Origin of the sequence: Marinobacter sp. 1-4A (genome assembly GCF_016597725.1) — a bacterium.
Taxonomy (GTDB): domain Bacteria; phylum Pseudomonadota; class Gammaproteobacteria; order Pseudomonadales; family Oleiphilaceae; genus Marinobacter.
On record NZ_VCGY01000002.1, the window covers coordinates 645,199 to 658,052 of the forward strand.

10 protein-coding genes are annotated in these 12,854 nt (G+C 54.5%); 9 read left to right on the forward strand and 1 reads right to left on the reverse strand.

Going from position 1 to position 12,854, the window contains the following annotated elements; translation table 11 throughout:
• Positions 1-24 precede the first annotated feature (24 nt).
• The 6 genes from FE845_RS06670 to FE845_RS06695 all read left to right on the forward strand — a co-directional run bounded on the left by FE845_RS06670 (position 25) and on the right by FE845_RS06695 (position 8,223).
• Positions 25-345, forward strand: a complete 321-nt coding sequence (locus FE845_RS06670) for a hypothetical protein (RefSeq protein ID WP_200362614.1) — start codon at positions 25-27, stop codon at positions 343-345.
• A gap of 223 nt (positions 346-568) precedes the next feature.
• The gene (locus tag FE845_RS06675; RefSeq protein WP_200362616.1) at positions 569-1,000 is read left to right on the forward strand and encodes a MerR family transcriptional regulator; all 432 of its coding nucleotides are present in this window, start codon (positions 569-571) and stop codon (positions 998-1,000) included.
• Between the two features lie 6 nt (positions 1,001-1,006).
• Positions 1,007-3,634, forward strand: coding sequence for a heavy metal translocating P-type ATPase (locus tag FE845_RS06680; RefSeq protein ID WP_200362618.1), 2,628 nt, complete (start codon positions 1,007-1,009; stop codon positions 3,632-3,634).
• 141 nt (positions 3,635-3,775) lie between these two features.
• Entirely contained in the window at positions 3,776-4,225 is a 450-nt protein-coding gene (locus FE845_RS06685; RefSeq protein WP_200362621.1) for a DUF411 domain-containing protein, read from the forward strand.
• Positions 4,226-4,400: 175 nt separating this feature from the next.
• Entirely contained in the window at positions 4,401-6,119 is a 1,719-nt protein-coding gene (locus FE845_RS06690) for a diguanylate cyclase domain-containing protein (RefSeq protein WP_200362623.1), read from the forward strand.
• 70 nt (positions 6,120-6,189) lie between these two features.
• The gene (locus FE845_RS06695) at positions 6,190-8,223 is read left to right on the forward strand and encodes a ribonuclease R family protein (protein ID WP_200362625.1); all 2,034 of its coding nucleotides are present in this window, start codon (positions 6,190-6,192) and stop codon (positions 8,221-8,223) included.
• 15 nt (positions 8,224-8,238) lie between these two features.
• On the opposite strand, the gene FE845_RS06700 is transcribed toward FE845_RS06695, so the two are convergent.
• Positions 8,239-9,132 carry an acyltransferase gene (locus FE845_RS06700; RefSeq protein WP_200362867.1) on the reverse strand — a complete coding sequence of 298 codons (894 nt, stop codon included), beginning with the start codon at positions 9,130-9,132 and terminating at the stop codon, positions 8,239-8,241.
• Positions 9,133-9,299: 167 nt separating this feature from the next.
• Here FE845_RS06700 and FE845_RS06705 point away from each other — a divergent pair, with 167 nt between their 5' ends.
• From FE845_RS06705 to FE845_RS06715, 3 genes are all read left to right on the forward strand, one after another.
• A complete protein-coding gene (locus FE845_RS06705; RefSeq protein WP_200362628.1) occupies positions 9,300-10,451 on the forward strand; it encodes an alpha/beta fold hydrolase in 1,152 nt (383 codons plus the stop codon).
• A 46-nt stretch (positions 10,452-10,497) separates the two neighbouring features.
• A complete protein-coding gene (locus FE845_RS06710) occupies positions 10,498-11,409 on the forward strand; it encodes a LysR family transcriptional regulator (protein ID WP_200362630.1) in 912 nt (303 codons plus the stop codon).
• Positions 11,410-11,628: 219 nt separating this feature from the next.
• A complete protein-coding gene (locus FE845_RS06715) occupies positions 11,629-12,849 on the forward strand; it encodes a Bcr/CflA family multidrug efflux MFS transporter (protein WP_200362632.1) in 1,221 nt (406 codons plus the stop codon).
• The last annotated feature ends 5 nt before the right edge of the window (positions 12,850-12,854 follow it).

Genomic DNA, 12,854 nt, shown 5'->3' on the forward strand with positions numbered 1-12,854 from the left:
GATTGATTTTTTAGGTGAGATTTTATGGCCACGGGTTATTTAACGTCGGAACAGGATGCCAAGCTTCGCCGCTGGGAGCGCTGGAATCGGAATTATTTCATTTTTGCGTTTGTGGCTCTGGTTATTATTCTGGTGTTCAGTAGTCAGCTCGGGCTTTCCAGTGGCGAAAGTTGGGGGCCTTTAGGGTTTCTGCTTGTGGCTTTGGTTACTCCTATTATTATTTTGCAGTTGCGTCTGGCCTGCCCGGCTTGTGGCGTTAAGATTGGCTGGCAGGCCAAGTTGATGGCACCTGATCAATGCAAAAGCTGCGGTACCCTCCTTCGGGCGAAAAGCTCCTCTTCCTGAAAACCTTTGACCTGTGAGTAGGTCACAGGTTTTAGGCTATCCTTAAATCTTCTATACGCTCAGCTATCCTACTTCGGTGATAGCCGCGACGGTGTGGAAAGCCTGTCCGAAAACCGCTGTGAATACGTCCATGTACGCTTGCTCTCCGCCTTCCCTGGCTCCGAGCATTTTCGGACAGGCCTTCCACACCGCCGCTCCTTGGAATTTGGCGGTGCTACTCAATATGAAAGTTAAAGAACTTGCTACTGCTGCTGGGGTTAATCCGGACACCGTGCGTTTTTATACACGGGAAGGGCTGCTCAAACCTACTCGGAATCCGGATAACAATTATCAGCATTACGACGCTGAGGATCTTCGGCGTTTGCGTTTTGCTCGCAAGGCGCGGCAGTTGGGGTTTTCATTGCCCGAGGTTCGGCAGATTTTGGATCAGGCGGATGATCATCACTCGCCCTGCCCCATGGTTCGGGATGTGTTTCAGCAGCGGCTGGCGGACGTGGAGCGCGAGATTGATGAGTTGCAGCAGTTGCGTAAGCGTATGAAAACAGCATTGGCCGCCTGGCAGGATATGCCCGACGGTACGCCGGATGGTCACACCATTTGTCGGTTGATTGAGCATTGGGATGACAAGGCTCCCACAAAGCAGGTTGAGGAGTAAATCATTATGAGCGAAGCATCTGTGTTGAAGCCTACTCTGAGTATTTCCGGCGCTACTTGTCAGGGCTGCGCCAAGAAGATTCGTAATGCTCTGGAGCCACTCACCGGCGATGTTGGTTTGGTTGAGGTTAATCTGGAGGATCAGACGGTGTCCTTGCCAGAGGGCGTCGATGCCAAAGAGGCGGCCCGGGTTGTGACAGAGACGGGATACCCGGCAGAGCCGGTGGCTGAGGCTAAGAAGCCTGCCAGTTGCTGCGCTTCCAAAGCTGACAAGGCTGCCACCGCTGATGCACCGTTAGACCAAGCGATAGATGAAGGCGGCCAAGCTAAGGCTCCGGAGAGCGCACCTGAAAAGCCGAAACCGGCTCGCGGCGATAATGAGGTGCATCTGGCTGTCACCGGTGCCACCTGCGCTTCCTGTGTAAATACCATTGAGAAGGCACTGAAATCGGTACCTGGTGTTACCCGTGCCCATATGAATCTTGCGGATAATACGGCTACGGCGACCGGGGTGTCGGATGCACAGGCTCTGATCAAGGCAGTCGAAAGCTCTGGTTACGGCGCCAGTGTGATTGAAGATGCGGATGCCGCGGATGATAAGAAGCAAGAAGAGGACAAGAAGCGGTATAAAACTCTACTGGTGAAGATGGCGATTAGCTTGGGGCTAGGCGTTGCCATGATGATCTACGGCATGGGGTTTGGCTCCATGACGGTCACCGAATCGAATCAAGGCATTTGGTTGGGTTTGGGTTTGCTCACGTTAGCGGTCATGGCAGGCACAGGTGGGCATTTCTACAGCGGTGCCTGGAAGGCCTTCCGGCACCATAACGCCAATATGGATACGCTTATTGCACTGGGCACAGGAACTGCCTGGTTGTATTCCATCACGGTGGTGAGTATTCCCGATGCTTTACCCGAGATGGCTCGGCATGTGTATTTTGAAGCTTCGGCCATGATTATCGGCTTGATCAATCTGGGTCAGGCTTTGGAGTTGCGGGCAAAAGGCAAAACGTCCGAGGCTGTGCGTCGGCTGTTGGATTTGCGGGCAAAAACCGCGCGGGTTATCCGTGATGGGCAGGAGCAAGATATCCCGGTGGAGGAGGTGCGCAAAGGCGACCACATTCGGGTTCGCCCCGGTGAGAATTTACCCGTAGACGGGCGCGTTGTTGAAGGCAGCACCCGTATTGACGAGAGCATGCTAACGGGTGAGCCCATGCCGGTAAGCAAGGGCGTGGATGATGACGTTTCCGCCGGTACGCTCAACACCCACGGCGGAATTGTCTATGAGGCCACTCGGGTGGGTAGTGAAACTGCGTTGGCTCAGATCATTCATTTGGTGAAGAAGGCGCAGGGCTCAAAACCTGCCATCGGGCGGCTGGCAGACAAAATATCATCGGTGTTCGTACCCAGTGTTATGTTGATTGCTATCGCCGCCGCGCTGGTCTGGTACAACGTTGGCCCTGAGCCCGCGGTTGTGCACATGATGGTTGCAGCCACCACCGTACTGATTATTGCCTGCCCCTGTGCTTTGGGGCTGGCTACGCCTATGTCGGTGATGGTGGGTGTTGGTAAAGCAGCGGAGTACGGCGCCCTGATTCGTCAGGGAGACGCTCTGCAAACAGCTGGCAAGCTGGATTTAGTGATTCTCGATAAAACCGGCACCATCACCGAAGGTCATCCTGCGGTGACCAGCGTGCATGCGGTAAATGGCGATGAACAACAGCTTCTGGCGCTAGCTGCGGGTTTGGAGCAGCACTCCGAGCACCCGCTTGCGGAAGCCATTGTTAACAAAGCAAAAGAGCAAAGCGCACAGCCACTCAAAGTGACTGGTTTCGAAGCGCTGAATGGCAAAGGCGTGGCAGGCGAGTATGAAGGTGACAAGATTCGCTTGGGTAACCGCCGCTGGCTGGAAGCCGAAGGCGTATCATTGGATAGCCTGAGTGATGCAGAGAACTCCATTACAGAGCAAGCCGGCACGCCCTTGTTTCTCGCCCGAGGCACGGAATTGCTGGGCGTTATGGGCGTTGCCGATGCGATTAAAGCGGATTCAGAAGCCGCCATCCGGCGCCTACACGATGCGGGCATACGGGTAATGATGGTGACTGGCGACATAGACGCCACCGCCAAAGCCATTGCCGCAAAGACGGGTATCGACGACTACCGCGCCGAAGTTCTACCGGAAGACAAGGCCGGTGTGGTGAATGAAATGCGCGGCAAAGGCTATACGGTTGCCATGGTGGGCGACGGCATCAACGACGCTCCTGCGCTGGCGGCTGCCGATGTGGGCTTCGCCATAGGCACAGGCACAGACGTCGCCATCGAAAGCGCGGCCATTACGCTGATGCGAGGCTCTTTGCATGGTGTGCCGGATGCCATAGAAATCTCCCGGGCTACCGTAAAAAACATTCATCAAAACCTGTTTGGCGCGTTTGTTTATAACACGCTAGGCATTCCCGTTGCCGCTGGTCTGCTGTATCCGGTTTGGGGCATTCTGATGAGCCCGATTCTGGCTGGTGCAGCCATGTCGCTATCTTCAGTAACCGTTGTTACCAACGCCAACCGGCTACGCCTGTTTAAAACCAGCCATAAACCGGCCCAAGCGGCAACCCGAGCACCGAAAGAGGAGCGGAACTGATGGAAGCAATACTGGTCAATGCCGTAGGACTTGCTCTGATGGCCGCCACAGTATGGTGGTTCTGGCTTTCGTCAACGGATAGCGATGCGCAGGCACAGGATCACAGCCACCATTGAACACAACGTTAAAGAGAGAAAAACCATGAAAAAACAGATTCTCGGAATGGCTCTGGTCGGCGCGCTCGGCTTTAGCACCCCTCTACTGGCAGCAGGCGCTGCACAGAGTATCCATGTCTATAAGTCGCCAACATGCGGTTGTTGTACAGACTGGGTTGAGCATATGGAAAGCAACGGTTTTGATGTGGAGGTCACCGACACCCACAACATGAACCGTGTCAAAATGGAAGCTGGGCTTAGCCCCAATCTGGCGAGCTGCCATACCGCTTTCGTGGGTGACTATGTGATTGAAGGCCACGTGCCCGCTAGCGATATTCAGCGGCTTCTCGCCGACGCCCCAAAGGCCAGAGGCCTAGCTGTTCCCGGTATGCCCGCAGGCTCCCCGGGTATGGAAATGGGCGACCGCAAAGACCATTACCAAGTGCTGATGTTCAACGATAACGGGCAAACCAAGGTATTTTCCGAGCACAACTGACGCCTAGACCGGGGCTCAAAAGTACGAGCACTTAAATTTACGCGCGCCGGTGCCCCAAAGCACCGGTGATGACCTGCAACAGGTTTTCAGTGTTTTCTGGCCTAGTTATCTACACACGGGGCTAACTGTGCACTATTATTGACTCCGACACCCCGGAAAACGGAGCCAGAACTGCTTGAGCCTTAAAACCCGGTTTCTCAGCCTCGCCGCAGGCTTGATCATTGTCTCTGCATGCGCTTCCTGGCTGGCCTACCGAGAGCTTTCTGCCGATTTGATTGAACGCTGGGGACGTCAGGTAGCGGAAATACAGGTGCGCTACGACAGCGCTCGGCTACTGCAATCTCTGGAACGCGAGATCGGCCTCGCCCGGCAAATGGCCGACTCGACTGCACTGATTAACTGGGCAACCGCCCCCGAGAACGAAACCCTGAAAGCGAATGCTATTTACGAAATGGAGAGCTTCCGCGCCAATTTTCGGGATAACAGCTATTTCGTTGCACTCAGGGAAAGCGGCCGCTACTACTTCAATAATGAAAAAAACGAGTTTGCAAACCGGCAGTTCCGTTACGTTTTGGATCCGGAAAAGCCTGACGATGCTTGGTTCTACCAGCTAATCGAAGAGGGCCGAGATTTTCATCTCAATGTGAACCCCGATACAGAACTGGGCGTCACTAAGCTTTGGATCGATGTTCTCATGCGTGATGCTGACAAGCGGATCGTGGGTATGGTTGGCACAGGGATGAATCTTGATACGTTTTTGCAAGATATTGTCGATATCAATCAGGAGGGCATCACCACCCTATTTGTCGACTACAATGGCGCCATTCAGCTCTACCGGGATCGCAATTACATTGATTTCGCCAGTGTTGTAAAACCCGAAGGCCAGAAAAACACCGTCGACCTGCTGTTTGAAGCCCCCGAAGATAAACAGAAGATTCTTGGCATGCTACAGCTACTGAAGAAAAACTCCGACAAGGCAGGCCATGTCGAAAGCGGTTTTGTTACTGTAGAAGGCCGCGAGCATCTGGCTGGCGTGGCGTTTTTACCTGCTATTGGTTGGTTTGAAATCACCCTGTTGGACCTCAATACCCTGCTGCCGCAAAGCTATCTTTGGCCTCTAGTGGCGGTATTTATCGCCAGTCTTCTAATCACGTTGCTTGTCTTCCACCTCATTATCCAGTCGCGCATCGTAAAACCCATTGTCGGGCTGGAAGCGGCAGTGGAGAAGGTTCGCAGCGGGAGCTTCACCCTACCGCGTTTGGACAAACCCGATAACGAGATCGGTCGACTTGTTGATCATTTTGAAAAAATGACTGTCAGCTTGCGCGACTCCACCCGGGAATTGGAAAACAAGGTTGCCCAACGAACCGATGAACTGCATGAACTGGCGCGGGTTGACCCCCTCACCGGCCTGAAAAACCGCCGGGGCTTGGATGAAGCTCTAGATGAGGAAATTTATCTGGCAGAGCGATCGGGCAAGGGCTTTGGCGTGATCTGGCTCGATATCGACCACTTCAAGTCAATCAACGACCAACTTGGCCATCAGGCTGGCGACGAGATTCTCTGCCGGGTGGCCTTGTGGCTAAAGGCCTGCCTGCGCTCCTATGACCATCCGGGGCGCTGGGGTGGTGATGAATTTGTCATTTTGCTCTCCCCATGCGATCCAGCAACGCTGGAACACATCGCCAAACGCATTCGTGAAAGCGTTGAACAGGAAAGCCGCAAAACAGGCACTCCGGTAACGGTCAGCGTTGGAGGCTATTTCTCAAAGCCCGGAGACGACATTGGCAAAGTTTTGAGATATTCAGATCAAGCCCTGTACCGGGCCAAGAGCGAAGGCCGCAACCGGGTTTGCATCAACACTCCGGAAAATACAGAAGTTAGCTCCGTGTAACGGGTCTGACTCGTACCGCCATAACCGTTATACTCCGCCCCAACATTCATTTTTTCAGTCAGGTTAACCCATGCTCAATGCCGACGCTCTAAACCAGTTGCGCCAGCTAAAGTCTGACATTGAGGAAAACAAAGTTGTTTTCCCCGGAACGGTTAAAGCCACCAACGGCCGCTTCGGATTCGTCGCACTGGATGAAGGGCGGGATCTATTCCTGCCACCGGAAGAAATGCAAAAAGTGCTCCCGGGTGACAGAGTTAATGTCACCGAGCTGGAAGTCGAAAAAGGTAAAACCCAAGGTTTAATAGACGAGCTGATTGAAAGCCGCTTAACCACCTTCGTTGGGCGCTATCTGGTAAAAGGTAAAGGGCATTTTGTGGTGCCGGAAACCCCCGGTATCAATCGCTGGATTTTCATTCCGCCAAAAGAGCGCATGAACGCCGAGCCAGATGACTATCTATACTGCTGCATGCACAAGCACCCCATCAAAGACGGGAAAGGCCAAGCCAAGGTTCTACGGGTTATCGGTAAAGCTGGTGAGCCAGGTATTGAGCGTGCTCTGACTCTTGCAACCTTCGATTTGGCAGACGCTTGGCCGACAGCCGTAACGGAGCAGGCAGAAAGCTTAAACGAAGCAGCCATTGAAGCCCTCGAAACAGATCGTGAAGACCGCACAGACCGCGCCTATGTAACGATTGATAGCCCGGCCACCCAAGACATGGACGACGCGCTGCTGGCAGAGCCAAACGTTACAGGCTGGGCGCTGTCTATCGCTATTGCCGATCCGTCTGCAGTGATTGGGCCGGAAAGTGCGGCGGAATTTGAAGCCTTCAAGCGCGCTACTGCCATTTATTTCCCGGGCGAACCTCTGCCCATGTTGCCAGACGCCATCAGCACCCGGTTGTGCTCACTCATGCCAGACGTGAAGCGGCTGGCGCTTGTGTGCGATTTGCAGGTCAACAACGATGGCAGCTTGGGTGATTACAGCTTCCATCGAGCCGTTATCCGTTCACATGGCAAACTCAGCTACGATCTGGTCTCAAACCTGATTGAGGGGCGTGAGGACGAAGATATAAAAGCACTGCCAGACTCAGTGTGTAACAGCCTGGACCAGCTACACCAGGCTGCAACGGCATTGCGAAAATGGCGCAGCGAGCACGCTCTGCTGAGCGGCGACCGGCCAGAGTTCCGCCTAAGGCTGGATGAAAACCGACGTATTCGCGCCATCGAACCTACCATCCAGAACGAAGCCCATCGTCTGGTAGAAGAATGCATGGTTGCAGCTAATCGCTGCGCTGCTGACTTTCTGACCAAACAACCTTCAGGCCTGTTCATCCAACACCCCGGGCTGCGGGACGATCGTGCCGACAATGTTCGAGCGCTGATCGAAGGCTATGCACCGCACTTGGCGGATATAGATGCCACCAAACCGGAAGGCTTCAAAGCGCTCATGAAACAAACAGCAGACTTGGAAGCGGACGTGCCGGTTAAGGCCATTCTTTCACGCCAATTGGCGCGGGCGGAGTTGGCGTTTGCCGCAGGGCCCCACCAAGGTATGGGGCTGAATGCCTACACCACGTTTACATCGCCCTTGCGCAAGTATTCTGATCTGTATGTCCACCGGGTGATCAAAGCGGCACTTTGGGACACGCCCATGAAGACACTCAGCAGCGAACAACTGCTGGCGCTTCAGGCGACCCAGTTAAAGGCGCGTCAGGCGGCCAATAATCTGGAAACCTGGCTGAAGAGCGACTTCGCCAAAACTCTCAGTGATGAACCTATGGATGGTGTCATCAGCCGAACCATCCCTGCAGGTTTCTTTGTTCGCCTGGAAGCCAATGGTCTCGAAGGCTTTGTTAGCTGCAAAGATCTTAATGGCAAGTACAGCTTTGATCCGGTCACACTGCGCCTGACTCACAACAAAAACGGACGCATTTTCCAGCTTGAACAGGCGGTTAAAGTGAGCTTTTCGGGCGTGGAAGAAGAGCGTCGGCAGATCAATTTCAAGCTTGTAGAAGCGGACGAAAAGCCGACAGCCTCTGGTACGGAAGGCACAAACGACGAAGCGCAGGATAATGCACTGGAGAGCGGCGACAGCAAAAGCTGACGCCGCTTACGAGGGCTATGGGCGGAGCATTTCCTCAAGGCGGGCATCCTTAGCCTGCCACTGCTCCGTCAGCCAGTTCTTCACGTTACGCCGGTGCTCTGCATCGGTTGCATAATCCCGCCCCTTGAGGTGCTCGGGGATGGTTACAGTATGAATTTCCATTTTTACTTCCTTCACCCGGCCGCAAATAAAGTCCCAGAATGACGGTGCTCCGCCCGGGTAGGCAATGGTTACATCAACCAGCGTCTGAATCGAATCGCCCATGGTGTCCAGCACGAAAGCGGCACCACCGGCTTTGGGGGTAAGCAGGTGCTTGTAGCGTGATTTTTGTTTCTCGTGTTTTGCCGGGGTAAACCGGGTGCCCTCCACAAAGTTCATGACGCTCACCGGGGTGTAGCGAAACTTCTCGCAAGCACGACGAGTGGCTTTAAGATCCTCCCCGCGTTTCTCCGGGTGTTTGATCAAATACTCTCGGCTATACCGCTTCATGAATGGAAAATCCAACCCCCACCAAGCCAGCCCGATAACCGGCACCCAGATAAGCTGCTGCTTCAAAAAGAACTTCAAAAAAGGCGCACGACGGTTAAATACTCGCTGCATGGCAAAAATATCAACCCAGCTTTGGTGATTGCTGAGCACTAGGTACCAGCTTTCACGGCGCAGGTTTTCCGCGCCGGTAACCTGCCATTGCGTGCCGTGGGTTAGCTTCATCCAACCCGTATTGCATGCGACCCAGGATTCCGAAATCCAGATAATGATGCGGGTGCACAGAACCCGGAAGCCCTTATGGGGGATAATGAGCTTCAGCAGCGCCGGAATATAGAGCAATAGACACCAAAACAGCGTATTGATTGCCAACAGAATGGAATTGATGACGCCGATAACGGGAGCGGGTAGGAAGCTGAGCATAGGTTTCCTGTTGTGATTATTTAACCAGTGGTGGGCAATCATACCAATCACCACCTGTGATGGGCAGTGGCTGATTGTGACCAGGTTGCCAGCCAGAAGTGACAGCACTGCCATAGCGCAGCCAAACGCTGCGCGATAGCCTCACTTTTTTACCATGGATTCTTTTAATGCCTGACTTTATCAAAGCCGCGACCGAGAAAGCAGCAGAGTTGGCTAAGCAAACAACGCACTATGCTGGCAATGCGTTCGACCGCGTATTTCGCGCCTCCAGTCTCGTGCAGGCAGGACAAACGCCTTTCGAAATGCTCCATACCGATGGGCTGGTTAGCCTGCGTTACTACCCCCCTCTACAGGAAGATTTCATCGAACTGGATGACATAACGATTCCTGTTGAAAGAAAAAGTCATCGAACACCTGTAGTTATTGTTCCGCCTTTGGCTGTGAACATGCTGATTTACGACCTTTTCCCCAAGCGCAGTTTGGTGAGGTTTCTGCGCGCAAAAGGTTTTGAGGTGTACCTTATTGACTGGGGTAAACCCACGCGTGCGCACAGCCATTACAATCTCCACACCTACGTAGCAGAACTCCTGCCCGCCTCTCTAGACAGAGTGCGTGAGCACAGTGGCCAACAGGAATTATCGCTGCACGGTTGGAGCATGGGCGGCATGTTTACGTTGTTTTATTCGGCCCTGAGCAAAGACCAGCATGTGCGTAACGCCATCGTGCTGGGGTCACCTATCGACAGCCATGCTTCGGGTATTCTCGGACTGCTGAATCAGCGCTTGGCCGATGTCTCCAACTCGATTCACAAACGCACCGGATTCCGACTTCACAACCTCCGGCCGCACTGGTTTCACAGCCCTGGTTGGGCCAATACGATTGGCTTCAAGCTCACTAACCCTATTGGCAGCTTTATGGGTTACTGGGAGCTGATCGTGCGGCTGGGAGATCGAGAGTTTGTAACCAGCCACGCCACAACCTCTGCCTTTCTTGACCGCATGGTGGCCTACCCTGGCGGCGTGGTTCAGGACACCGTTGTTCGTATTTGGATCGACAACCAGTTGTCCCGGGGCACAGTTCAGATTGGGGATGATCGAGTACAATTGAACAACTTTAGCGCCAACTTGTTTGCCGTAGCAGGCAGCGAAGACACCATGGTGACACCCGATGCGGCGAAGAGCTTGATGGATCATGTTAGCTCCTTGGACAAGACCTTCCGCGTAACCCACGGCGGACACATGGGCATTCTGGCTGGTAGCAAAGCGCCCGCTGAAAGCTGGCTGGAAATCGCAGAGTGGTTGGCTCTACGTTCAGATTGATGACATTAGGTTCCGGCAACGATGGTTGTGGATTACACTGCTACCCATGAACCTTATTGATACATTCAATCTTGATATCCGCGCGCTCCATACCTTTGTCACGGTTCTTGATGAGGGCAGTGTGTCGCGGGCGGCTGTTAAGCTTGGTGTTAGCCAGTCGGCTGTAAGCCATACTCTGGACCGCCTGCGTAAAGCTTTAGGTGACCCTCTATTCGTTAAATCCGGGCGCGGCATCACACCCACGCGCTATGCAGTGCAAGCCGGCTCCCACATTCGCCAGATTCTGGATGACCTGCACTCCCTGTCCTCTGGCCCACCCTTCACGCCAGAAACCACCGAAATCTCGTTCACCATCGCCGCCAACGACTACGAGCGAGACATGCTGCTTCCAAAACTCATGCAGCGCCTGCGCCTACAAGCGCCTGGCGTTACGCTGCAGGTCATTGCCTCCGGTATTCCCACGGCAGACATGCTGCGCAAAAACATCTGCGACCTGATCATCTCCCCCCACGCCCCGGAAGCCACCGACATTATGCAACGAGGGCTGATGGGCGACCGCATGGTGGTTTTTTACGACCCAAGCCAGCGAGAAGCGCCGGAAACAGTTACCGATTACCTGAAAGCCGACCACATAGCATTGGTATTCGGCACCGGAGAAAAGCCCGCCCTAGAAGCCGGTTTATCTGCCCGCGGCCTAACCCGCCGTAACGTTATTACCGTATCCAACTTCTCCGGCCTACCGGAATTCCTCCGGGGCACTGACATGCTGGTTACCGCGCCTGAGCGCATGAGCAAACACTTACTTCGGGATTTTTCCTGGGTACCTCTGCCCTTCACTTTCAACCCTTTTACCCTGCTGATGGTGTGGCACCGCCGCAACCAAAACGACCCGGCGCACCGCTGGCTGAGAAACCAGATAAACACCGTAGCCGCCACCATGAATGGCCTGAACGACTAACCCATCTGTTTTGCTCATATATGCTATGAGCAGCGCCCCTGTTATTTTTTCGCAAGCCTCCCCCTAGAATCCACTCCAAAGTTGACTGCGATTGAGGGGGCGAGGCTCCCAAAACTGTGCGGAGCCATGGATGGCGTAGCCAAGCGTACACGGACGTATTCACAGCGTGTTTTGGAAGCCTCGCCCCCTCAATCGCCACCCCCAAGGTATGGATAGTAGATGCTAGCACTCACCAGTATATGGACAACCATACTACTCGCTGCCGCCGTCGCTCTCGGGCCGCTGGCCACCGATATGTATTTGCCGGCACTGCCGCAAATCGGCAGCGACTTTGGCACCGGTACCAGTCAGGTTCAGCTAACACTGAGCCTATACATGGCTGGCTTTGCCATAGCGCAGTTGGTGTGTGGCCCTCTAGCTGACCGTTTCGGTCGCAAACCCATCATGATTGGCGGCTTCGTGTTGTTCGCCATCGCCAGCATCGGCTGCGCACTCGCCAACAACATCGAAACCTTAATCCTCTGCCGCTTTTTACAAGCACTTGGCGGATCCGCCGGGCCAGTGCTGGGCCGCGCAGCCATCCGCGATATCTATACACCCCGCGAAGCCGCAAAAATCATGGCACTCCTTGCCAGCATCATGGCATTAGCACCCGCCATAGCACCCACGCTAGGCGGCCTAATGGTAGCCGGGCTGGGCTGGCACTCAATATTCCTCGCACTAGGTGGCTACGCCCTAATCATGGCCGTCGTAGTTGCCTTCGGCATACCTGAGCCCATGCGCCCAGAATACCGCCAGCCACTGAAACTCTGCAGCCTGCTAAGAAACTATCGCGCCATAGGCACCGACATCAGCTTTCTTGGTTATACCCTGACCAACGCCCTACTGTTCTCCGGGCTGTTTGCGTTTCTTTCCGGCTCATCGTTCGTGCTGATTGATTTCCTTGAAGTGCCGCCGCAACGGTTCGGTCTGTATTTCGCTGGCATCGTAGCTGGCTATATAACCGGCAACCTCGCAGCCATAAGCCTTGGCAGCCGCTTGGTGCCAGATCAAATACTGGTGCGCGGGCTGGTCATTGCCGTTGCAGGAGGCAGCTTAATGGTGGCCTTGGCGCTGGCCGAAGTCTTCAGTGTGTGGGCTGTTATCCTCCCGCAAGCTGTGTTTATGGCAGGCACCGGCATGGTGATGCCCCAAACCATGGCAGGTGCCATGGCCAACTTCCCGCGCATGGCAGGCTCCGCTTCCGCCCTGTTCGGCTTTGCCCAAATGGCCATTGCCGCCTGCGCAGGCGTACTCGTGGGCCACCTGCATGACGGCACCTCACTGGTGATGGCAGCCATCATTGCCTCCTGTGCCGCTTCGTCTCTCGGCAGCTACCTGCTACTGGTTCAACGTCACCCAGCTCCCGGCTTCGAACCGCAAACGGTATCCAGCAGATAGTTACC

Excerpts from the sequence above, each read along its gene's own strand:
- FE845_RS06670 (WP_200362614.1), top strand. The coding sequence starts at position 25 with ATGGCCACGGGTTATTTAACGTCGGAACAGGATGCCAAGCTTCGCCGC.
- FE845_RS06675 (WP_200362616.1), top strand. The coding sequence starts at position 569 with ATGAAAGTTAAAGAACTTGCTACTGCTGCTGGGGTTAATCCGGACACC.
- FE845_RS06680 (WP_200362618.1), top strand. The coding sequence starts at position 1,007 with ATGAGCGAAGCATCTGTGTTGAAGCCTACTCTGAGTATTTCCGGCGCT.
- FE845_RS06685 (WP_200362621.1), top strand. The coding sequence starts at position 3,776 with ATGAAAAAACAGATTCTCGGAATGGCTCTGGTCGGCGCGCTCGGCTTT.
- FE845_RS06695 (WP_200362625.1), top strand. The coding sequence starts at position 6,190 with ATGCTCAATGCCGACGCTCTAAACCAGTTGCGCCAGCTAAAGTCTGAC.
- FE845_RS06700 (WP_200362867.1), bottom strand. The coding sequence starts at position 9,132 with ATGCTCAGCTTCCTACCCGCTCCCGTTATCGGCGTCATCAATTCCATT.
- FE845_RS06705 (WP_200362628.1), top strand. The coding sequence starts at position 9,300 with ATGCCTGACTTTATCAAAGCCGCGACCGAGAAAGCAGCAGAGTTGGCT.
- FE845_RS06710 (WP_200362630.1), top strand. The coding sequence starts at position 10,498 with ATGAACCTTATTGATACATTCAATCTTGATATCCGCGCGCTCCATACC.
- FE845_RS06715 (WP_200362632.1), top strand. The coding sequence starts at position 11,629 with ATGCTAGCACTCACCAGTATATGGACAACCATACTACTCGCTGCCGCC.